Source organism: Buttiauxella noackiae (assembly GCF_000737905.1).
GTDB lineage: Bacteria > Pseudomonadota > Gammaproteobacteria > Enterobacterales > Enterobacteriaceae > Buttiauxella > Buttiauxella noackiae.
In genome coordinates this window covers 444,224-466,880 of sequence record NZ_JPRU01000001.1, presented here as the reverse complement: position 1 = coordinate 466,880, position 22,657 = coordinate 444,224, and the positions used below count along the sequence as shown (strand labels likewise).

General features: G+C 47.6%; 13 protein-coding genes, 1 tRNA gene and 1 pseudogene. 6 read left to right on the top strand and 9 right to left on the bottom strand.

What is annotated here, in order from left to right:
- Window positions 1-214 precede the first annotated feature (214 nt).
- On the bottom strand, window positions 215-1,441 hold the full coding sequence (locus IX31_RS23370; protein WP_157837356.1) for a fimbrial protein: 1,227 nt from the start codon (window positions 1,439-1,441) through the stop codon (window positions 215-217).
- A 952-nt stretch (window positions 1,442-2,393) separates the two neighbouring features.
- Window positions 2,394-2,924 (bottom strand): cytochrome b561, encoded by a 531-nt coding sequence (gene cybB / locus IX31_RS02045; RefSeq protein ID WP_034455490.1) that lies wholly within the window; start codon window positions 2,922-2,924, stop codon window positions 2,394-2,396.
- A 190-nt stretch (window positions 2,925-3,114) separates the two neighbouring features.
- Here cybB and gap point away from each other — a divergent pair, with 190 nt between their 5' ends.
- On the top strand, window positions 3,115-4,116 hold the full coding sequence (gene gap / locus IX31_RS02040; protein ID WP_034457056.1) for a type I glyceraldehyde-3-phosphate dehydrogenase: 1,002 nt from the start codon (window positions 3,115-3,117) through the stop codon (window positions 4,114-4,116).
- 43 nt (window positions 4,117-4,159) lie between these two features.
- On the opposite strand, the gene dbpA is transcribed toward gap, so the two are convergent.
- The gene (dbpA, locus tag IX31_RS02035) at window positions 4,160-5,533 is read right to left on the bottom strand and encodes an ATP-dependent RNA helicase DbpA (protein WP_034455483.1); all 1,374 of its coding nucleotides are present in this window, start codon (window positions 5,531-5,533) and stop codon (window positions 4,160-4,162) included.
- Between the two features lie 271 nt (window positions 5,534-5,804).
- On the opposite strand from dbpA, the gene IX31_RS02030 reads away from it, so the two are divergent.
- Window positions 5,805-6,095, top strand: coding sequence for a Bor family protein (locus IX31_RS02030; protein WP_034455482.1), 291 nt, complete (start codon window positions 5,805-5,807; stop codon window positions 6,093-6,095).
- A gap of 358 nt (window positions 6,096-6,453) precedes the next feature.
- On the opposite strand, the gene IX31_RS02025 is transcribed toward IX31_RS02030, so the two are convergent.
- The 3 genes from IX31_RS02025 to IX31_RS02015 all read right to left on the bottom strand — a co-directional run bounded on the left by IX31_RS02025 (window position 6,454) and on the right by IX31_RS02015 (window position 16,309).
- The gene (locus IX31_RS02025; RefSeq protein ID WP_034455481.1) at window positions 6,454-6,816 is read right to left on the bottom strand and encodes a hypothetical protein; all 363 of its coding nucleotides are present in this window, start codon (window positions 6,814-6,816) and stop codon (window positions 6,454-6,456) included.
- A 496-nt stretch (window positions 6,817-7,312) separates the two neighbouring features.
- Window positions 7,313-15,892, bottom strand: a complete 8,580-nt coding sequence (locus IX31_RS02020; protein WP_034455479.1) for a GH36-type glycosyl hydrolase domain-containing protein — start codon at window positions 15,890-15,892, stop codon at window positions 7,313-7,315.
- A gap of 342 nt (window positions 15,893-16,234) precedes the next feature.
- Window positions 16,235-16,309, bottom strand: a tRNA-Gly gene (locus IX31_RS02015).
- Between the two features lie 286 nt (window positions 16,310-16,595).
- Between IX31_RS02015 and IX31_RS23755 the strand changes: the two genes are divergently transcribed.
- Together IX31_RS23755 and ttcA are read left to right on the top strand one after the other, a co-directional pair.
- Window positions 16,596-16,718 (top strand): hypothetical protein, encoded by a 123-nt coding sequence (locus IX31_RS23755; protein WP_390886950.1) that lies wholly within the window; start codon window positions 16,596-16,598, stop codon window positions 16,716-16,718.
- A gap of 249 nt (window positions 16,719-16,967) precedes the next feature.
- Window positions 16,968-17,903: a tRNA 2-thiocytidine(32) synthetase TtcA gene (gene ttcA, locus IX31_RS02010; RefSeq protein ID WP_034455477.1), complete on the top strand. Its 936-nt coding sequence runs from the start codon at window positions 16,968-16,970 to the stop codon at window positions 17,901-17,903.
- Between the two features lie 32 nt (window positions 17,904-17,935).
- Here ttcA and ynaL read toward each other — a convergent pair.
- Together ynaL and zntB are read right to left on the bottom strand one after the other, a co-directional pair.
- A pseudogene (gene ynaL / locus IX31_RS23845) lies at window positions 17,936-18,098 on the bottom strand (proline-rich small protein YnaL); the annotation flags it as partial.
- A gap of 264 nt (window positions 18,099-18,362) precedes the next feature.
- A complete protein-coding gene (gene zntB / locus IX31_RS02005) occupies window positions 18,363-19,346 on the bottom strand; it encodes a zinc transporter ZntB (RefSeq protein ID WP_034455475.1) in 984 nt (327 codons plus the stop codon).
- 166 nt (window positions 19,347-19,512) lie between these two features.
- On the opposite strand from zntB, the gene IX31_RS02000 reads away from it, so the two are divergent.
- Together IX31_RS02000 and IX31_RS23365 are read left to right on the top strand one after the other, a co-directional pair.
- Window positions 19,513-20,655 (top strand): GGDEF domain-containing protein, encoded by a 1,143-nt coding sequence (locus IX31_RS02000; protein ID WP_034455473.1) that lies wholly within the window; start codon window positions 19,513-19,515, stop codon window positions 20,653-20,655.
- Window positions 20,656-20,665: 10 nt separating this feature from the next.
- Window positions 20,666-20,764, top strand: a complete 99-nt coding sequence (locus IX31_RS23365) for a YoaK family small membrane protein (RefSeq protein ID WP_034455468.1) — start codon at window positions 20,666-20,668, stop codon at window positions 20,762-20,764.
- Between the two features lie 112 nt (window positions 20,765-20,876).
- On the opposite strand, the gene IX31_RS01990 is transcribed toward IX31_RS23365, so the two are convergent.
- Window positions 20,877-22,496, bottom strand: coding sequence for a peptide ABC transporter substrate-binding protein (locus IX31_RS01990; RefSeq protein WP_034455467.1), 1,620 nt, complete (start codon window positions 22,494-22,496; stop codon window positions 20,877-20,879).
- Window positions 22,497-22,657: the final 161 nt, after the last annotated feature.

Genomic DNA, 22,657 nt, shown 5'->3' with positions numbered 1-22,657 from the left:
ATTGTATGTAGAGGGGATGCGAGGATGGGATGAAATGCCTGAAATTAGCCCTGATGACCTGTATTACAGTTAACAACTCACAATATTTAGCTTTAAGCCACATCACATCAGTTATGGTTCCCGCTCTGATAGCAGCAATGGAATTGCATAAACCGAACTAAAATAGCCTTGATCGTCGGCAGTGAAAATTTCACTGCCGACACGTCAAAGAATATTATTCATAAGTTGCTAATACTTCCACGCTTGCATTCGCAATACCCGGTTTCACATCCTGCGAGTTACGAAGATAACGTGCCGACATATTGATCTTTCCGTCGGTTCCATTAGTGAATGCACTACTGCCTATGGCATAGGGAACTGCACTGTAATTACTATTAAGTGAGGCAGCAGTAATCCATGACCCCAACTGTACGGGTTTCGCAGGTACGCTTGTCTGGCTTGCCGGAGCGCCCCACGCCAACTGTAAATCGTACCCTTCGGCTCCACCTTCATTCAGTTTAAATGTGCCTTGTAAGGGATTGACGCTAGAGTTTATTGGCGTGACTTTAATTTTGATCGGCTGGTTTCCATTATTAACGGTTTTTGTTCCATTGCCCGCATCATTAAAATTCGTCGAGTTTTTTACCGACCCACCATATCCCCAGGCCAGCGGGCATTTTAGTTGAAAACCTGCATCAACCCACGGAGAGCTTTTTTCAGCCGGGCTCGTATGATAGGTCCCCATTTCTACCGTCTGGTTTGGATTAAGAAGCTCGCAGGTTCCGGCCTCAAATATCCCGGTAAACGTTATTCTGCGAGTAATTTCACCGCAAACATTGTTATTCCCCGGCATCCTTATGCTTCCTGATGGACAACTACCTGAAATTGTATTGTTTGAATCGGTTGCCCTTATAAATGCAACAACAGTAAAAGTGGTTATTTGTGTAGGACCAATGGGCGCGACGAACCCAGGGGTTATCCAGAGTTTTAAGTTAAAAGTTAAAGACGTCCAGTAATTATTGTATACCGATCGAGTATCAACGTAGCTTGGCCAAATCGGAATTGGCTTGTTACTACCCGTAAAGCTCTCAGTAATAGACACGCCCAGCCCTTTAATATTAGTAGGATAAACGGTTTGCCCATCTATTGTATAGATATCGCCGGGTGGAATATTCATTATAGTTTGAGCAGTATTTACCCATAAAGTCCCGCTGGCTCTACAATCGGAGTAAGCTGCATCAACAACGGCATTATTTACCGAGTATAGCAATGTATTTGCCTGGCCATTTTTAGGTGCTGTAATATTGATAGGTTGCACCGCATAGTCGCCACCTATACTTGTATATCCGGAACAGCTTATTGAGGCTGCAAATGAATAATTAATAAATAGCATTGATATAATAGCTATTACAATTGAATAAAGCGCTTTTGCGCTAAAATAATTAAACTTAAATCTACCCATCTTACGGCACCTCTTTTACGTAATATTCTGCAAAATGCATAAAGCACAGTTTAATTATCATCAACAAAAATAAATCAATTTTATTCATTTCTATATTATGACTTTAACTAAATATGTTGCTTGAATAAATAATTTCATCACGTTGAGTTAGTTACTATTTTTCAGAAAAAAAGATACAGCAACATGTCCTGACAATCAACAGGCCAAACTTAGGAATAAATTTCTTTTTCTAAGCAAGATTCCTAATTTTAATATAAATTCTCACCATAAAGTGACAGTTAATATACTTCGCATCTAAACGCCTTATCCAATATGGCAGATCCATGAGTTGTTTTACCAGCGTAGAAAATGTGAAAGCCATTTCGAAAATTTAGATACAGGCTGATTCTATGTGTATAACGTCGACGCGATTTTCGAATCTATGCAGGTTTAACAAAGACTTTAGAGCCATGTAACACGCTCATGTTCCACTTCGATGGCTTGAACCCGTTTGTGTTTATGACTATTACAAGATCCATCTTGCCCTACGAACGACCGGGCGGTAGCGAGAAGTGAAACTGATGAAAGGTGCCGATACAGCACCGTTCTCTCCTTTCGAAAACGAATACCAGAAATAACAATTTATGTTGCTAACTGGCCTTCATCATAGAAATCTTAAGGGCAATTTTCAATCACAAACAATAATTCATCGTTAAGATCCAGTACAAATTAATAAGAACTAAAATATGGAGCTATTTTAAAAAATAAAAACTTAGATTCGATTTTAGTTTCAGATATAAAAACATTGTAAAAGGCATCAATGTCTTTTATAAGCGAATTTAAGCTCTCTCGTAAAATTCAAATACTCATTCTTCCTGTTTATCTGAATACTCTCGTACGGATAAGAAAAAAATAATTTATACGAATTGGCCCTGCCAACCATTCTGGTTTTGCAGGGCAAACTCGGTTTAATTTAATCCTTTTTTCCTGGCATCATGCGCAGCAATGTATTGTCTTTCCATACATAATGGTGGAACAGCGCGGCAAATGCATGAATGCCAATCACAAAGTAGCCTATGTTAGCAATAAGCTCGTGGTAGCTCTTGATGGTGAATTCCATATCTTCATCGGGTTCAATCGCATGCGGCATCGGAATGCCAAACACCGACCAGTCACTGCCTTTAAAGTACACAGTTGCAAAGCCGAGAATCGGTAACACAATAAACATGAGATAGATTATCGTGTGCACTAGATGGGACATTCCTGTAATAGCGGGATGCGGTTTCGGCGTAATTGCTGGTGCGCGATATTTAATGCGTACCAGCAAGCGGGCAATCATCAAAAAGAACACGCTGATCCCACATGTCACATGAGTCGCGTTGAAGACAGGCCGATATGATCGCGGTGCAAAACCTTTCAGTTCCATCGCGCAATATGCTCCCACTATCAATAAAAAAACCAGCCAATGAAGTGTTATCTGTAACGAGGTGTATTTGCTGCGCATTAGGGTGTCCTGCTTGGTCACTATGATTTTTCCAGGATAGCGGCTAATTCTTAGAAAATCATTAACATCTGGTGAAATTATCTAACATCCCTCCTCACAAAACCTGTTTGCGGCACCTCTGTTTATGGACTATCACTAGAGTTGATTAAGGATTGAGCAACTTCTGATGATTAAAAGTGGGGTTCATATCATGAAAAAAATCGGTATCAATGGCTTTGGTCGCATTGGTCGTCTGGTATTACGCCGTGTTCTTGAAACCAAAAGCGAAGTTGAGATTGTCGCTATCAACGATCTTACCTCGCCAAAAGTGCTGGCCTACTTGCTTAAGCATGACTCCAGCTATCATAACTTTGACGGAACAGTGGATTACACTGACGATGCGTTAGTCGTCAACGGTAAGAAAATTGCGGTGTATGCCGAAAAAGAGGCAAAAAATATCCCGTGGGGAAAACTGGGCGTTGAGATCGTTATTGAGTGTACGGGCTTCTATACTTCGGAAGAGAAAGCCAGCGCACATCTGGACGCAGGTGCGAAGAAAGTGCTGATTTCTGCTCCCGCTGGCGATATGAAAACAATCGTCTTCAACGTTAACTGCAACACTATTACGCCGGAAGATAAAATCCTCTCTGTTGCCTCCTGTACAACTAACTGCCTCGCGCCAATGGCGAAAGCGTTGCACGACAACTTTGGTATTAAAGTTGGCACCATGACCACCATCCATGCTTATACCGGTACACAATCACTGGTAGATGGCCCGCGAGGTAAAGATCTACGTGCCTCTCGTGCTGCAGCACAAAATATCATTCCGCACACCACTGGTGCGGCGAAAGCTATTGGTCTGGTGATCCCCGAGCTGCAAGGTAAACTCAAGGGTCACGCGCAACGCGTACCGACGCTTACCGGTTCAGTAACAGAACTGGTGTCGATTCTTGAGAAAAAGGTGACGGTCGAGGAAATTAACGCGGCGCTGAAAAAAGCAACTGATGGCAATGAATCGTTTGGCTATACCGATGAGGAGATTGTTTCCTCCGATATAGTCGGCACAAATTTTGGTTCGGTGTTTGATGCGACACAGACGGAAGTGACCGAAGTTGGCGATTTGCAATTGGTTAAAACCGTCGCCTGGTACGATAACGAATATGGTTTCGTTACGCAGTTGGTACGGGTATTGGACGCAGTTGCGAAGGAATAACAGATCCCTCTCCCTGCTGATTCGCAGGGAGAGGTTTTAAGACTTACTTCAGCAAACGCACTTTAACTGATTTGCCTTTGATCTTGCCCTGTTGCAACTGTTTCCACGCATGGCGTGCAACAGACTCGCGAACAGCAACATAAACATGCATTGGGTGCACATCGATTTTACCGATATCCGCGCCATCGAGCCCCATGTCACCCGTCAATGCACCAAGAATATCGCCCGGACGCATTTTCGCTTTCTTGCCACCATCAATACACAACGTTGCCATTGCCGCTTCAAGTGGTTTGATGCTGCCACCAGTAGGTGCAGGCTGCCAGCTCAGGGACAAGTTCAGCATCTCGGCCAACACGCTGGCACGCTGTGCTTCTTCCGGTGCACACAGGCTAATTGCAAGGCCACTTTCGCCCGCACGCGCGGTACGGCCAATGCGGTGAACGTGAACTTCCGGGTCCCAGGACAGTTCGTAGTTGATGACCATTTCCAGCGCTTTGATATCCAGGCCGCGAGCCGCAACATCGGTTGCCACTAACACTCGGCTACTGCCGTTTGCAAAACGCACCAGCGTTTGATCGCGGTCACGCTGTTCCATGTCGCCGTGAAGCGCCAGTACGCTTTGATTGCTTTCACTCAGCGCATCACAAACAGCCTGGCAATCTTTCTTGGTATTACAGAAAACCACGCAAGAAGCTGGTTCATGCTTGCTAAGCAGTTTTTGCAGCAGGCTGATTTTGCCACTACGTGAGATTTCGTAGAACTGCTGTTCAACAGACGGCAGCTCGTCTACTGAATCAATTTCAATTGTTTCAGGTGAACGTTGAACTCGGGAGCTGATGGTTGCAATCGCGGTAGGCCAGGTCGCGGAGAACAATAACGTTTGACGATCCTGCGGTGCATGGCTGATGACTTCATCAATTGCATCTGCAAAGCCCATATCCAGCATACGGTCAGCTTCGTCCAGCACCAGGGTTTGCAGAGCGTTTAAATTAACGGTCTCTTTTTTCAGGTGATCCAGTAAACGGCCTGGTGTTGCGACAATGACATGCGGCGCATGTTGCAATGAATCACGCTGGGCACCAAATGGCTGGCCGCCACATAGCGTCAACACCTTGATATTTGGCATATATCGCGCAAGGCGACGTAATTCTTTAGCCACCTGATCGGCCAGTTCACGCGTTGGGCATAGCACCAGCGACTGCGTAATAAATTGGCTCGCATCAATATGTTGCAACAAACCCAGGCCAAAGGCCGCAGTTTTACCGCTGCCGGTTTTCGCCTGAGCACGGACATCTTTCCCAGCCAGTATCGCGGGTAATGCAGCCGCCTGAACAGGCGTCATGGTGTGGTAACCAAGTTCGGTGAGATTGGCGAGTTGTTCTGCTGGCAGAACGTTTAGGGTAGAAAAAGATGTCACAGTTATACTCTCAATTAATGGGCTGTCAGACAGCGTCTGGCGCGCATCTTAGCAGATTTGAGGGGGCAACGCGGCAGTTTCAGGCAAAATAGCGCTGGAGTTTTCAATCATAAAGCCGCCATGGATAAACGTCTGCCACTACTGTCTGTTCGGAACATAAACAAAAACCAAACGATAGCCGAGATAATTCTTACGCATTGCTAGTCGGATTTAATAACCACATATACAATGCGAAGCTGTTTATGGTTACCACAATTAAAATAAGGTATTTATGAAAAAGTTAATGATAGCGGTTGTTGCTTCTGTAATTTTATCTGGCTGCGCCCAGCAGACATTTACCATTAACAAAGATATTGCTGAAAAACCACAGCAAACCACGACACACCATTTCTTCGTTAGCGGAATTGGTCAAACAAAAACTGTTGATGCTGCAGCTGTATGTGGTGGTGCTGATAAAGTTGTTCGCACTGAAGTACAGCAGACATTTGCTGACGGTTTCCTGGGCTTTATCACTCTGGGAATTTATACCCCTCGCGATGCTCGCGTATATTGCTCTAAATAAATACCCTTGCCGGTGTTATGCACCGGCATTAAACGTTTTTGATTTGATTAACATAAAATAATAACATGCCGAAATGATACCATATGGAAATAGTATAAAATGAATAAGAAGATGATTTTCAATGATATGGGGATTTAAAGTTGCAACAGCAATTCTTGTTGTTGTCGTGCTGGTTTGGCTGATGCTAATTATCAATACCTTTGATAAATACGCACATTTTCATTATTTGATCGATCAAATTGAAGGGACATACTTGAGGTGACTTACGCTAAATCACCTCAATTTATAAATTTGCGCTGATTCTAAAGCCCCACCACCGGCACATTACAACCTCGAAAATTATTAAGATATCAATAAATTAGCTTGTGTGAGTATTGATATTGAGATAGACCATCAACTCAGCTTTTGCGCTCTGTTTAGCGGCAGTGTCTTCAGCAACAATATAAAATGATCTGGATGCACCTTCTGGCGCTTTCTCAGCAGGATATACAGTGTAATTTAAATCCTTCTGACCAGATTCTATCTTGCATTTCATAGCCCATGCATTTACTTCCTTTTCATCACTCTGACAGGTAGTCGGCCCGTAGGAATAGCTGAGATAAGAAGCAACCCGCGCTTCTGCATCTCTTACATAGGATGGAGCACTGTTGAGCGAATAAACTGCGCAAAGCACAAGTGCAAGTGATGCTGCAGCCAAAGAAATAAGATGTATTTTTTTCATGATCCCAGAGATGTTTTAAGTGAGAGGGGGTCGAAGTATATAGGAATCCACTTATTGATTACACATTTTGAAATGGTTTTTTTATATTTGTATTAAACCGTATTTATTCACACCAATTATAACTCTGAGTGAATATTCTATTTGATACTAGTTTGCAGTGTTTATATTTTAATATATTGTTAATCAGATGATCATATCTGTTGCATATGACGACAAAAAGTTAGTAGGTAATTAGTTTCTTAGGCCTATGGAATATACCCCTATATTATTTAAGCCTTTTTGGTTCTTTGACTATTATTTCGCAAATATAGAGTCTTCATGGCTTGTAACCTCCGGCCATGTAGCTGATGAGGATGACTACCTGAGTTGCATGACCCTACTTCACATATTCCGCATCAAAAGCGCGATGTTGTGTGAAGAATTAATCATCATCCCAGGCGGTCTCCTCGGTAGCCTTTTGTTCATGCTACGCTTTTAGGATTGTCATCTTTTAGAGTCATTCATTGCCTGGTATACCTAAAGAAATATCTACTACATGCCGCTGCCCATCATCTATCAACGGGATGGTATTTCCTGGCTGCGATACGCCATCCAGTATGAGCTGATACTCTCCCTCCCCGCGCTGCACATTTATCTGATAATCACTCGAACCATGTCGATAAACCAGGCTCACATAAGGCCAGTCACGCGGCAGTAATGGATGAACAGTGATTGAGTCACCCTGGCGTTGAATACCCAGCAAGGTTTCGATGATTAACCGATATGCCCAACCGGCCGAACCGGTATACCAACTCCAGCCACCGCGCCCGGTGTGCGGCGCAACGCTATAAATATCTGCCGTCATCACATACGGTTCGACTTTATAACGTTCAATGGCATCTGTAGTGAGTCCGTGATTAATCGGATTTATCAGCGACCATAGCTGCCAGGCCCGTTCGATATTGCCGCTGCGGGCAAAAGCCATCACCGCCCAGATAGCCCCATGAGTATATTGCCCACCGTTTTCACGCACGCCTGGCAAGTAACCCTGAATGTAGCCAGGGTTTGGCCCGTTTCCATTAAATGGCGGGGTAAGAAGTTTTATCAGCCCGGCCTCGTTATCCACCAGACATGAGTCCAGCGCCTGCATCGCTTGCGCACACCGCTCCGCGCTTCCCGCCCCGGATAACACCGCCCAACTTTGGGCAATGGCATCTATCTGGCACTCTTTGGCACTCTGCGAGCCCAGAGCCTCTCCACTATCAAAATAGCCCCGGCGATACCAGGCCCCATCCCAGGCAGCCGTCTCAAGATTGATTTGCAGTTTTGCGGCTTCTTCATGGCAAAGTGCGGCAATTTCCCCATCGTGGTTTTGTTCCGCGAGTTGCGCAAACTGCTGCAAAACATCATAGAGGAAGAACCCAAGCCAGACGCTCTCACCCTTGCCTTCCAGCCCGACGAGGTTCATACCATCGTTCCAGTCACCCGCCCCCATCAACGGCAAGCCATGTTGACCAAATCGCAAGCCGTTGCGAATGGCTTTTACCCCGTGCTGCCAGAGCGTCTCTTCCAGCGCGCTGATAACGGGTTGTTCATAGGCTGACTCTTCGCCAGGCTGTAATTCACGCCCTTCAAGGTACGGCAAGCGATGTTCAAGCAAACCAATGTCACCGGTGGTTTTAACGTAGTGGCAAATAGACAGCGGCAACCAAAGGTAATCATCAGAACAACGGGTGCGAACCCCATTTCCTAATGGTGGATGCCACCAGTGCTGCACATCGCCCTCAACAAACTGACGTGATGCACACAGCAGGATTTGCTCGCGCAGCCGTTCCGGAGCGGCATGACTCAGAGCCAATGTGTCTTGCAACTGGTCGCGGAAGCCAAATGCACCACCAGACTGGTAATAACCGCTGCGAGCCATCAGGCGGCAAGCTATGGTCTGGTATAGCAGCCAGCCATTGGCAAGTAGGTTGACGGCAGAGTCCGGGGTGGTAACGACGATTTGATCGAGCATCCGGTGCCAGTAACGGTGAACATTCGCCAGTTCGCTACGTGCCGCGTCTTCACTCAGATACTGATTAATCATTAGCTCCGCGTCATGCGGGCTTTGCCCGATACCCAGCACAAAAATAAAGGTTCGCTGATCGCCATCAATCATCGTGGTGGCAGACTGAATCGCACCACACGGGTCCAGACCCGCGCCCGTTTTATCAGACAATGTGCGCAACTTCATGGCCGCTGGATTTCGCTGCGAACCATTGCGTCCAAGGAATTCCCGGCGGTCACCGGTTATTGAACAATGCACTCCTGATACCGCGAAAAATGCCGTTCTCTCCGAACCATTGCTGTTGTAGAAATTATTTGCCAATACGCCGCAGCCGCGCCCGGTTGTCGAGGCACGAGTCACAACATGCATGGCCGATTTGCTACGAGATTCAGCCAGTGTCCACTCCACATAACCTGTCACGGAGATTTTACGTGTACGCCCAGACGTATTGCTGAGTGTCAGAATGGCAATTTTTACTGGTGCATGTTCTGCCACCAGTATCGTCAACTCCGTGTCGATACCCATTTCACGGTGCGCAAAAACGCTGTAGCCAAATCCGTGGCGGGAAAGATAGTGGCCGTTGCCACGCACCGGTAAGGTGGTCGGTGACCAGACCGCACCGCTTTCTTCATCACGCAAATAATACGCTTCACCAGATCGATCGCTAATGGGGTCGTTTTCCCACGGAGTAAGGCGGTATTCATGTGCATTTTCATACCAGGTATACGCCTGGCCTGCTTCAGAAATGACGGAGCCAAAACTGGCGTTCGCCAACACGTTGGCCCATGGTGCAGGTGTCTGGTCATTTTCATCTAACGTAATCTGGTATTCGCGACCATCTTGCGAGAATCCGCCGCGGCCATTGAAAAATACCAGCGCGCGGGTATCTGGCTGCCACGGATCGTGTTGATTGGTCGGGATTCCCGTTCGAGGAATAAAGGCCAGTTGTGTAGGATTTGTCGCCTGCAGACGCTGGTCAAGTTGTTCTTTCAGGCCACCGACCCTATCGTCGAGCACAATTTGCGCCACACTCAGGAGTAAAAGTCGGTCTTCCGCCGACATATGTTCACCGTTGCGCACAAAAATACCGCCGGGTTTATCTATCTGATTGGCTTCAGACCCGGCCATAATCAATTCTATTATTTGGTTTTGTAGCTCTTGCTGATAGCCGCCAGGATTATCGTTAAGAATGACCAGATCTACGGACAGCCCTTTTAACCGCCAGTAATGGTGGGCCTGAATCATCGTCGTGATAAGCAGAATACTTTCATCACTGGTGACATTAAGAATCACTATCGGCAGGTCGCCTGAAATAGACCACCCCCATAATCCTGACTGCCCGCGACGGTTACGGCACAGTATTTTGGCATCCGCACGAAGTTCGGGGCCCGGGAACACAACTGCGCTTGCGAGGCGGTTAAAGAGCGTTGCATCGTCTTCGTTGGCATTTATCTGGCGCAACACTATCTGACTATGAGACCACGCCAGTTCAAATACGCGATCGGCTATCGGGTGATCGTGGTATTTTTCAATCAGCGCCTGGCTGTGCTGGCGACTTTCCGTTACGCCATAAATGATATCGACGGTCACCGGTAAACCGGGTTGTAAAACAATGGACTGCCGGATGGCAAGAATCGGGTCCAGCACTGGCCCAACGCTGTTACTTAGTGTACCGCTTTGTATGGTTGCAAGCGCATTGGAAGGGGTTCTTCCCCGACCGAGGAATTTAGCGCGGTCGGTTTCAAACGAGGTATCGTTCTGAGCCTGGCCGTGTACCACCATGGTATGGAACATCCACGGACAAGCTTCATCAGGTGCACGAGGCCTGCGGTGGCAGAGAATGGCGTGCTGATCGTGTAGCAGCTCGGTCTGAATAAACAAGTTACTGAATGCAGGGTGAGCCAGGTCGCTCTCTTTCGGTGCCAGTACCACTTCTGCGTAAGTTGTCAGTTCAATGGTACGCGGCAGCCGCCCACGATGCAGCAGCGTGACGCGTCGCAGTTCAATATCATCTTCGGGTGAAACAACAATCTGCGTTTTAACGCTAATTGTTCCCGCCAGCAATTTATACTCAGCCCCGGCGTCGGTAAATATCACGTCGTACTGGCTGACCGGCTCACCAAGCGGCTGCCAGGTATTGCTCCAGACTTCATTCGTGACAGGGTCACTGATATAGCAAAACGCCCCCCAGTTATCGCAGGTTGCATCGCTGTGCCAGCGGGTTAACGCCAGATCTTTCCAGCGACTGTATCCGCCACCAGACTGGCTGACCATCAGGTGGTAATCAGCGTTCGACAGCAACTGAACTTCGGGAATCAGACTATCAACATCGGTAAACTCGCGAGTTTCATACTGAACTGGTTGCAGAACCCCTTCGTGAGATTCGAAATGGCGGCGCGGGCTATACAACTCAACGGCATCAGGAACCCTTTCTTGCAATAACAGACGTGCCGACTGAAATGATGGGCTGGACATGAATCTGTCGACCATGGGCGCTCCCAACAAGACGTGGGAAAGTGCCTGAAACGCCATACCCTGATGGTGCGCCATCCATGAACGAACCACCGCGTACATTTGGCCACTGGCGAGGCGCGAAGGCGTATAGTCCAGCGCTTCGTAGAAACCATATTCCCCACGAGCACCATTTTTCTCGAGATTCAGCAGGTTTTCGCAGGCTTTATGCGGCGAGACAGTTAATGCCATCATGGTGGCATACGGTGCGATGACCATGTCATCCGCAAGCCCCCGTCGCAAACCAAGGCCCGGCACACCAAAAGCGTGGTACTGGTAATTTTGCAATGCGTCAAAGGAGTAGTAACCCGACTCTGAAATCCCCCACGGCACGCCCCGCTCTTTGCCCCAGTCAATCTGGCGTTTTACCGCTGACTGGCTCATCTCCTCCAGTAAACTTCCCGGATAGGTCGGCATCACCAGGTTCGGCATTAAATATTCAAACATTGAGCCACTCCACGACATTAATGCCGTTTCGTTATCAATGGTGGTAAAGAGTCGTCCTAACGCAAACCAGCTTTTCAGCGGTAACTGGTTAGTGGCGATGGCCAGGAAACTGGTAAGACGAATTTCTGAAGGCAACAGATCGTAATGGCTATTGTCGAGCTTATTGTTATCGCAGTTATAACCGACGCTGAGCAGGCTGGTGACCTCGTTATACAGAAAGGCAAAGTCCATTCGTGCGTGCTCAGTCAGACGCTGTTCCAGCTCAGTAATAATATCCAGGCGTGTACGAGCCTGGCGAATCACCGATTCAGTGGGTGTGCCTTCGCCGGTATGTTTTGCCTGTGCCAGCCAGGAAAGTGTTGGCAACGACTCTCCCTGCCAGTTTGCGGGAAGCCAACTCAGAAAATGCGTCCATTCGTGGCAGATAAGTACTAATTGACGCTGGAGATGATCCACCCAACGGCGGATGCGTCCCTCTTCATGATTGCAAAGTGCGTGCAGACGATTGCTTTGCGCACGCATGTTTTTCAATTCAGGAAAGAGTAACGCCGGATGGAGTGTAGCGGCGGTTTTGCAATGACTGCGAAGCTGGCGCAGCGATGTCGGTGCATGCTGCCCCCAGGCTTTCTCGAGTATTTGTAATGTGTCATCGAGGCCCATTAGCAATTGTTTAGCGTTCAGGATTGGGCGGTTACGCAGCCCCGTTAGCCCTGCGCTGAGGGTGAGCAAATGTCCGGCCATATTGCCGCTATCAACACTTGAGATATAACGAGGGTTAAGCGGTGCCAGGGTGCGCGTGTCGTACCAGTTATATAAATGACCGCGGTAATGCTCCATTTTATCCAGCGTGTCGAGCGTCAACGTGATGCGTTGCAGCATTTCACCCTGCGGAATATAGCCAAAATCCCACGCCGTCAGGTTGGCCATCAGCGACAAACCAATATTTGTTGGTGACGTGCGGTGTGCAATCACCGGTTGGGGAATTTCCTGGTAATTATCCGGCGGGAGCCAGTTTTCTTTCTCATTGGCGAACGTTTCGAAAAAGGCCCAAATCTCGCGGCTACTTTGGCGCAACAGGCGTTTATTTTCAGCATTAAACGTAACGGCAGGCCGGGCGGGCTCACGACTCAGCCAGCTTAATAACAATGGAGCGAGACACCACAACACGCCGATTGGTAGCGCAACAAACAGCATCATCGGGGCCAGGGTTGCCGAGAGCAGAATCAGTGCCAAACCGGCAACAACATTGAGCCACATTGCGCGATAAAAGCGCATCGGCGAAGCCTTTGCACTCTCAGTACTCTGATCGAAACTGGCCCACTGGTTGAGATTGCGATGGCTAATACCTAGGCGCCATAACGTCACCACTATGGAATAAAGCGAATAACCGGCCTCATGGGGCATGGTGATAAACCCAAGGCCAATACGCATCAGACGTTTAAGCCCGCCAGATGACACCAGAATCAGATGCTGTACGAATGGCCGCCGTGCGGGTTTGTTGAGAATGTCCTGGGCGATAACCAGTATTGTGGGAAGTAACAGCACCGCAGCCAATACGCATATCCAGTAAAATGGATTCGGGACCAGTAAAAGCGTACAAAACACAAGCACCAGAAATGACGGTGCGACCAGACTTCGACGTAAGTTATCCAGCAGTTTCCAACGTGAAAGCGTAGTTAGCGGGTTTTTACCACGCGTTCCATCTTCTTTTCTGGGGTTGAATGTAAGCCAGTTCAGCAGTTGCCAGTCGCCGCGTATCCAGCGGGTACGCCTTGCCACATCGGTAAGGTAATTATTGGGATACTGCTCGTAAAGCAGCACTTCACTCAGCAAGCCCGAACGGGCATAGCACCCTTCCAGTAAATCATGGCTCAGCACCAGGTTTTCCGGGCAGGTATTGCGCGTGGCTTGCGTAAAAGTATCTACGTCGTAAATACCTTTACCGACGAATGACCCTTCACCAAAAAGATCCTGATAAATATCTGATGACATCATTGAGTAGGGATCATTACCCGGCACGTTACTACACATAGCCGCATAGCGTCCCTGCCCGTTACGCGGGATCTCTTCTGCAAGCCCAGGCTGCAAAATACCGTAACCTTTGACGACACGTTGTTTTACCGGATCGTAGACCGGGTGATTAAGCGGGTGCGCCATAGTCGCGACCAGTTTATGAGCAGTATCGCGCGGCAGGACAGTATCGCTATCCAGCGTGATGACATATTTCACCCCAGCAGGCGGGCTAATTACATTACTGTGGACTTCTGAAAACTGCTCAGCGGGTTGGCGTAACCAACTATTGAGCAACGATAATTTACCGCGTTTACGCTCATAACCCATCCAGACGTTTTGTTGTTCATTCCACTGCGCTTTACGGTGAAGTAAGAAGAAAAGCGGCTGGGATATGGAGGCATAACGGCGATTCAGATTCTGCATTTGTGCTTCAGCCCAGTGTAGAAGATCGGCGTTTTCCGGCGAGTTTTCATCTGGTGAATCCGCAAAATCCGTCAGCAATGCAAAGTACAGATTGGCAGTATTATTACCGAGGTAACACACTTCAAGGCTGTTAAGTAGCTTGTCTATCCCCGCTCGGCTAGTGAGCAAACAAGGGATCACTACCATGGTGCAAAACTCAGCCGGAATGCCAGTCGAGAAATCCATACGAGGCAGCGGGAGCGGCGAACGGAAACGCGTTGTTGCCTCGCTGAGTAAATTAATAGCTAACTGGCTAACCAGAACCACCAGCGGCAGAGCAAGAAGCACCAGCGGCCAGTTCATGCCTTGTTCGTGTGTATGAGATAAAACGTCGGCGGTAAAGGCGATGGTCAACAGGCTAAGGCTACCGAGCCATGAAAGCAGCGGAATTTGGTTAAAACTGTGGCGGAGTCGGACGATCCACGACGTATTAGCCCCAAGCTGGTGTTCCAGTTTCGAGCGCCCTTCACCAATAAGATAATAGCCAACATGGTTACCATCTGACTGCGCCATCTCCAGAATATGACTCGCGACTTCTGGTTCATTATGGTGGCTGTGCCGGGCAAGGATCTCAATAATGTGCCGATAGTGATCGCGTGTATCAAAGTGCATTGCCGGGTAAATACCGCCAGGGTCTTTACGCAATGTTTGCTCGACCAGGCTCATGGCCTCGGCAAAGTCTGCCCAGTTGGTTTCGCTTAGCAGACGCAAACCGGCAATGCTGTTACTAACCGATAGCTGACTTGCAGCAAGTTGTTGGTTAAAGCGGTGAATCAGGTAATCGGTGGTGACGCCCGTTTCAGCAAGGCGCTGTTCAACCCAGGTCAGCGGCAAAGAGAGCATATTCCCCCGCCCCTGCAAGCGGCGAACTAGCTCAGCCACAAAGGCACTGCTCAATGGCGGACGCGAACGTGCCATATCCGCAATTACCATAATCAAATCTGCTGGCGTGTTCTCGGCACATTCAAAAATACGCGTTACCCAGACATCGGCCAGGTTTCGCTCTTCCTGCGCGTCAGCGACTTCGATACTGACCCGGCGTAAATTCTCGATAAGAGCCAGGCGTAACATTCCAGGCAGAGCCCAAAGTTCGCCGAGCGTTAGCGGTGTCACCTGTTGATATGCTGCAATATAGCTTGTCAGGCTGTCGGCATCCCATCGGCCATCGGCATGGGCAATCGCTTCGGAGGCAATATCATAAATACGCGGGCAATTATGTGGCGCGGCTAACGGCGGTAAACCCTTGCCAAAATTCTTGGGTAAGTGGTGGCGAACCACACGAATTTGTTCTTCGATAAGATAGTAATTATCCAGCAGCCATTCGCCTGCGGGCGTAATCCCTGACTTTTCCCCCGCATTGAGCAGGTAGCAGTTACGGGTAATGATGGCTTCATTATCTTCCAGACGCTTGAGTAAGTAGTAAGGCAACTTGTTGGTCGATAATTTATGGGAACGCGCCAGTTTCTGGCCATAGCGTTCCATCTGAGCCGCAGAAAACAGCTCAGCTTTGATTGGGCTTTCGTTCGCAGGCTCAGAGCCTAACCAGTCAGGGGTTTTTGGATGCAGTTCCAGTGACTTACTCGCGGTAAACCACTGTTTAAGATTTAATTTCATGAATTTGCTCATCAGGCGATGTGAACGCGCAGGAGCAGTTGTTCAATCAGATCAGAAACGTTCTCTCAGGATGGTGTGTCAGGCATCAGGGATTTAACAGCTGCAAGAGTCTTCTATAAAGCATAGCTTAAATTTTATTCGTTTTTCTTGCGTGAGTTTTCATATGCCAGTGATAAGCATTGCGAGATAGCGTGGAGCTAAAATTGATTTGCCTTTCAATGAAGGGAGTTCATCCTACCATGCCTATGCATAAATAACGCACAGTTGCCTGAATATGATTAAAGCAGCGAATATGAGGGAGTGCTTTTTACCCTACCAAACTGGTCGAATAAAAAGGTTGTCTGGAGCGGTCAGCGGGAATCGAACCCGCATCATCAGCTTGGAAGGCTGAGGTAATAGCCATTATACGATGACCGCTTTGGTCCGCCACCGGAGCCTCGAACCCCGTACTACAACCTATGATTGCCGCTCTTCCCGATGAGCTAGTGGCGGTTTGGTAATACTACCGACACATCAGATTTAATAATCGCACACTCTGGAGAGGGTTAACGGCCGGCGCGGCATAATACATAAGTGAAATTAACCCTGCAATCTATAAGTATTTATTGAGGTGATATTTTCGCGCTACTGATTACTATAACAACAATTGCACGGAAACAGGCCCGTTACCCAACTTCACATTATCTATTGCGGATAGCGCATCATGTTTAATCTTAGTGAGTATGGGAAAAAAGAATCGCAACATGTACGCTTCATTTTGTTCCTGGAATCTGCCTGGACGAACAAAAATCTGACTCAATTGGCGCTGGATGGAACGCAGCTGTAAAACGTGCTGGCATTCGCCGTGGCAATCCGTACCATACACGCCACACTTACGCATGCTGAATGCTTACTTCGGGAAGAAACCCGTCATCTATCGCCAGCCAGATGGGCCACGAAATACCCAAATGGTTTATGACATTGATTCAACCTGAATACAGGATATGAACGGCGATCAGTTCAGCATCTAAACCAAAAACTCGCGCTATAGGCTGTGCTTCTGTGGTGCCCCTGAAACAACCGGCAAATCAATAAAATGCAAGATAAACAAGAAATTACAAAGAAAGATCAATACAACCTGAATAAATTACAGAAGCGCCTGCGTCGTAACGTGGGTGAAGCGATCGCTGATTACAATATGATTGAAGAAGGCGACCGTATTATGGTCTGCCTGTCAGGCGGCAAAGACAGCTACACCATGCTGGAAATTCTACGAAACTTACAGCAGAGCGCGCCGATTAATTTCAGCCTGGTGGCCGTTAACCTCGATCAAAAACAACCCGGTTTCCCTGAACATATCCTGCCCGAGTATCTGGAAAGCATCGGTGTTGAGTACAAAATTGTCGAAGAGAACACTTACGGCATCGTTAAAGATAAGATCCCGGAAGGCAAAACTACCTGTTCTCTGTGCTCTCGTTTACGCCGTGGCATCCTTTATCGCACTGCGACTGAGCTGGGTGCGACAAAAATCGCTCTTGGTCATCACCGTGATGACATCCTTCAGACACTTTTCCTGAATATGTTCTACGGCGGCAAGATGAAAGGTATGCCACCAAAACTGATGAGTGACGACGGAAAACACATTGTCATTCGTCCGTTGGCATATTGCCGTGAGAAAGACATTGAGCGTTTTGCAACGGCGCGTGAGTATCCGATCATTCCGTGCAACCTGTGCGGTTCGCAGCCAAATCTGCAACGCCAGGTCATTGGTGAAATGCTGCGTGACTGGGATAGACGTTATCCTGGCCGTATCGAAACCATGTTTAGTGCCATGCAAAATGTTGTGCCTTCACACATGTGTGACACTGAATTGTTCGATTTTAAAGGCCTGCAACACGGAGCTGAAGTTGTTAATGGCGGAGATTTAGCTTTCGACCGCGAAGATTTGCCAATGCAACCTGCTGGCTGGCAGCCAGAAGAAGATGACAGTGAAACGCCTGTTCAACGCCTCGATATTCTCGAAATCAAATAATCCTCTCTTCCCTCTCTCGCCTGAGAGAGGGAAATCTCTGCGCTAACTGTGCGGTGGTGGCTCGATAATCGGTCTTTGGTCGGGATCTAGCGGTGGGTCTGGTATCGGCTGCGGTCTTGGGATCGGATCAGGTACTGGGGTAGGCTCACTCGGAAACGACGGGTCGCTCATATTTAATCTTCGATAAACAGTCATTATTGCCTCCTTTAAATACTCCTTTTAAGCATAGACCACATATTGCGGACAAAAAAAAGCCGACTAATAGTCGGCTCGTACGAATCAATTGTGCTATGCAGTAATTCTAAAAAAGGAAGTAAGACAATATGGAGCGCAACGCCCATCGCTTGACGTTGCATTCACCTGCGAAAGAGATATTGCCTTGAACCAGCGTTCCATTTATTGACCTTGCTCAATTATCGCCGCCTTTTTTACTCGATAGCATGTTAAAAATGTTAAATTTTACAGCCATTTACTACGATGTAACCACCAGGCAACACCTCCTATAAGAACCACCAACATGATGCAAAACAGGCTGAAACCAAAATGCCAACCACCGCCAGGAATGCCCCCTAAATTCACACCAAATAGTCCCGTCAGAAACGTACTGGGTAAAAAAACCATCGCCATTAGAGACATCGTGTAGGTTCTTCTTCCCATGGCTTCCTGCATAACCTGGGCAATTTCATCAGTCATAACCGCAGTGCGCGCGATACAGGCATCAATTTCATCTAGCCCACGCCCTAACCTGTCGGAAATATCCTGCATACGACGACGATGATCATCAGTCATCCAGGGTAAACGCTCACTCGACAGGCGCGCATACACATCTCGCTGAGGTGCCATATAACGGCGCATCACGATTAACTGTTTACGCAGCAGCGCAAGGAAACCACGCGGGGGAATTTGCTGGTCCAGCAAGTTATCCTCAAGGTCGATGATTTTGTCGTGCAGCTGTTCAATAAATTCACTTGCGTGATCGGTCAGCGCATCACACACATCCACCAACCAGCTTCCACAATCGAGCGGGCCGGCGCCTTCCTTAAGATCGTTCACCACATCGTCGAGAGCCAGAACCTGGCGCTGGCGCGTTGACACAATAAGCCGCTCATCAATATATAAACGCATGGCAACAAGTTGGTCGGGGCGTTCATCGGTACTGCCATTAATGCAGCGCAACGTAATCAGCGTCCCCTCACCTATTCGCGTAACTCGCGGGCGCAGACTTTCTCCTGCCAATGCATCACGAGCATAATTTGGCAGCAGAGGTGTAGTCGCCAGCCAATTTGCGCTAATGCTATTGGTATAATTCAAATGCAACCAACCAGGATGTTCGGCATCAATGGTATCGTTATCCTCAATGGTATCGACCCCGCCTTTACCATCCAATTGCCAGGCGAACACGGCATCCGGCACATTTAACTGGTATCCCTTAATGGTTTCCACTGCATTATCTCCACGCGTTACCACAATACTGTTGTCAGTCTAGCCGTCTTCTTTTGTTATGTAACTCGGAAAAATATTCAAACGCGCTGAATTTGCTGAATAAAAAATGTTACATTTCTGGAGTTTTTTAGAACCAATCATGCCTCGCGGCATTCGGAGATGATGTTTGTCAGAAAGACGTAGGGCTTCACCCAATTTAGACCTCCGCCTTAAGACCATGCGCCAACGGGCAATCACTGTCAGTGGCCCGTGGTTTCTATGGATTAATTTGTTGTTCTGCTTATTTATTTTAGGCAGGCATTACTTCTCACCCTCGCAGCAAATCGCAAGCGTTACGGCATCAGTACCCGTACTTGAAATTCTTATGGGGCTAATTCTCGCCGTCTCATCATCCGCCATTTTCATTTTGCGCATGGCACACGATCAATATGCCGAGTGGCTAAGCAAATTTCTGTACGGGACATTGCTTTGTATCAGCGCATTATGGGTGGGATGTTTTTATGTATTCCTGGCAAGCGGCGATTCGCGGATTGTTTTCCCCTTCGCAGCATTGCTGATTTTCACTGCACTAATTTCACTTTATTTTGACGGCCGGGTTTTACTGAGTTTCACCCTGCCTATCTGGATCTCGATTCTGGTCTGTAATTTTATTTATCCCTCTGATCTAACCCTACTCAACGCGCTGCTCTATCTACTTCTCGCTGGTCTTTTTGAGTCGGGCCGTCGAATTTTGCGAGGGTGGTTTGTGCTGGCGATTCGTCGTGAACAAGAAAATAGAGAGTTAATTAAACAACTACAAGACCTGGCGAATAACGACCCACTTACTGGTATTGCCAATCGTCGCTCTTTTCATCTTCTTCTCGAAAAGGCGATGCAGCGCCAGCAACAATGCGGCACACCACTTTCATTGGTTATGCTGGATGTCGATTACTTCAAGAAGTACAACGACCATTATGGCCATCAGGCTGGTGATGAATGTCTGGTGAAAATAGCTCAATGTCTGGCGGATGCAATTCGCTCAACACATGACGCAGTTGCTCGCTTTGGCGGAGAGGAGTTTATCATTTTACTGCCAGATGCGATGGAGCAGCAGGCAATTGAAGTAGCTGAACGGCTTAGAATGAACCTACAGGCCCTGTCTATCCCACACGCAGCCTCACTTGTAATGCCTTATGTAACCATCAGTCTCGGTATTGCCACTGTGATGCCTGGAACCACCTCGACACGCCTTATCGCACAAGCTGATGCCGCGCTGTATAAGGCCAAAGAAAATGGCCGCAACCGGTGGCAAGTTTTCCAACATTATTAAAGAGAGAAAAATGAAAATTGGCGTACTGTTTCCAATAGCAATCATTGTTGCAGCGATTGTATTCATCACCTGGTTTATTGTGGGTGGCTACGCAACATCCGCTTCGTGAAAGATGGTGAAGAAAAAAGACAACCCTGAATGTTCAGAACTCATGGTTAGGCGTGTTCAGTGATGCCGGTCAGTTGTGTAACTGGCCGGCATCACTGAAGGACAGGCTAAATCTAGTGGGCCACGATATACATGGTGCGGCTATAAGCGACATCTTCAGGGTTATTAATCGGATAACCTTTCAACCATGGCTTGATTAAACGGCCATTGGTGTACTGATAGATAGGCGCTATCGGCGCTTTTTCCTGGATGATTTTTTCAGCCTGGTTGTAGTCTTTATTACGCGCTTCATCCGTCGTTTCCTGGCTTGCTTGCTGCAGAATTTTGTCATATTCCGGCGAGTTGAAGCGTGAAATATTGCCGCTATGGGATGAAGTTAACAATGACAGGAAGGTGGACGGTTCGTTGTAGTCACCCACCCATGAGGCGCGAATAACATCGAAGTTTCCGGTGTTACGGCTATCGATATATGTCTTCCACTCCTGGTTTTGTAGCTTCACATCCACACCCAGGTTTTTCTTCCACATAGAAGCAACGGCTATAGCAATCTTCTGGTGGTTTTCCGAGGTGTTATACAAAAGCGTGAGTTTAAGCGGATTGGTCGGTCCATAGCCTGCTGCCTGCAATAAGGTTTTCGCTTGTGCATTGGCCTCTTCCTGGCTCATTTGCTCAAATGGCGACGTTTCCGGTTTAAATCCCGCGGTGACATCCGGTGTAAAACGCCATGCAGGTTTTTCGCCTGTTCCCAGTACTTTTTCAGCCATGATATGACGATCAATAGTCATACTCAGAGCAAGACGTACTCGTTGATCAGCAGTCGGGCCCTTTTGGGTGTTGAAAGCGTAATAATAAGTTCCCAACTGTGGCGGGGTATAAACTTGACCTGGAATATCTTTTAGCAATTTCTGGTAGAGGTTTTTTGGGAAAGATTCCGTGATATCAATATCTCCCGCCAGATAACGTTTCGTTGCCGAAGATTCTTGGTTGATTGGAATAAACGTCACTTGGGTAATAACTGTTTTACTATTATCCCAATAATGAGGGTTCTGTACCGCCACCAGTTTTTCGTTAACGATGCGATCTTTAAGCGCGTATGCACCGTTACCCACGAGGTTACCAGGCTTAGTCCAGTCGTTACCGAATTTCTCCACTACAGCTTTAGGAACCGGGTAGAACGAGAAATTGGCTGTAAGATTTGGGAAATACGGTACTGGTTTATCCAACTGAATTCTTAGTGTTCTGGCATCAACTGCCGTCACGCCCAACTTATCAGCAGGCATTTTTCCATCAATGATAGCCTGCGCGTTGTTAATACCTGCAAGAGCTGCAAACCATGCAAATGGTGAGGTGTTTTTTGGGTCAACCAGACGCTGCCAGCTATAAACAAAATCTTGCGCTGTTACAGGTGTTCCGTCAGACCAGCGGGCGTTATCACGCAGAGTAAAGGTCCAGGTGCGGTTGTCATTGCTTTGCCATTTGGTCGCGACACCCGGTTCCAGTTGCCCTTTTTCATTCTGGTTAACTAAGCCTTCAAACAGATCGCGGATAACCTGAATTTCTGGTAACCCTACAGCTTTGACCGGATCAAGGGATGCTGGCTCATCTTTTATATGGCGAACCAAACTCTGATCGGTGGCAAGTTTAGTCCCCGCGGGAACATCCGCAGCCCAGGCTTGAGAAAACAGGCACGTAAGCGTTAATGCACAAGTCGTTATACGAAAAGGTATTCTCATGAGTGACCCTGTAGTTGTTAATTTTTAGAGAGGGACGTATCACGCCCAGAACTGAACAGTAATGTATCGCAATTACTTGTTTTGCCAATAAGAAAAATTACAGTCCTAAATAAACGGATGAATGAATGTAATGATTGTCTGAGTTTGTCGTTACAGACGCT

What these genes read in the sequence shown, in the direction of transcription:
- IX31_RS23755 (WP_390886950.1), top strand. Translation starts at nt 16,596, where the DNA reads ATGTTTAATCTTAGTGAGTATGGGAAAAAAGAATCGCAACATGTACGC.
- gap (WP_034457056.1), top strand. Translation starts at nt 3,115, where the DNA reads ATGAAAAAAATCGGTATCAATGGCTTTGGTCGCATTGGTCGTCTGGTA.
- IX31_RS02030 (WP_034455482.1), top strand. Translation starts at nt 5,805, where the DNA reads ATGAAAAAGTTAATGATAGCGGTTGTTGCTTCTGTAATTTTATCTGGC.
- IX31_RS23365 (WP_034455468.1), top strand. Translation starts at nt 20,666, where the DNA reads ATGAAAATTGGCGTACTGTTTCCAATAGCAATCATTGTTGCAGCGATT.
- ttcA (WP_034455477.1), top strand. Translation starts at nt 16,968, where the DNA reads ATGCAAGATAAACAAGAAATTACAAAGAAAGATCAATACAACCTGAAT.
- IX31_RS02020 (WP_034455479.1), bottom strand. Translation starts at nt 15,892, where the DNA reads ATGAAATTAAATCTTAAACAGTGGTTTACCGCGAGTAAGTCACTGGAA.
- cybB (WP_034455490.1), bottom strand. Translation starts at nt 2,924, where the DNA reads ATGCGCAGCAAATACACCTCGTTACAGATAACACTTCATTGGCTGGTT.
- IX31_RS02025 (WP_034455481.1), bottom strand. Translation starts at nt 6,816, where the DNA reads ATGAAAAAAATACATCTTATTTCTTTGGCTGCAGCATCACTTGCACTT.
- IX31_RS01990 (WP_034455467.1), bottom strand. Translation starts at nt 22,496, where the DNA reads ATGAGAATACCTTTTCGTATAACGACTTGTGCATTAACGCTTACGTGC.
- IX31_RS23370 (WP_157837356.1), bottom strand. Translation starts at nt 1,441, where the DNA reads ATGGGTAGATTTAAGTTTAATTATTTTAGCGCAAAAGCGCTTTATTCA.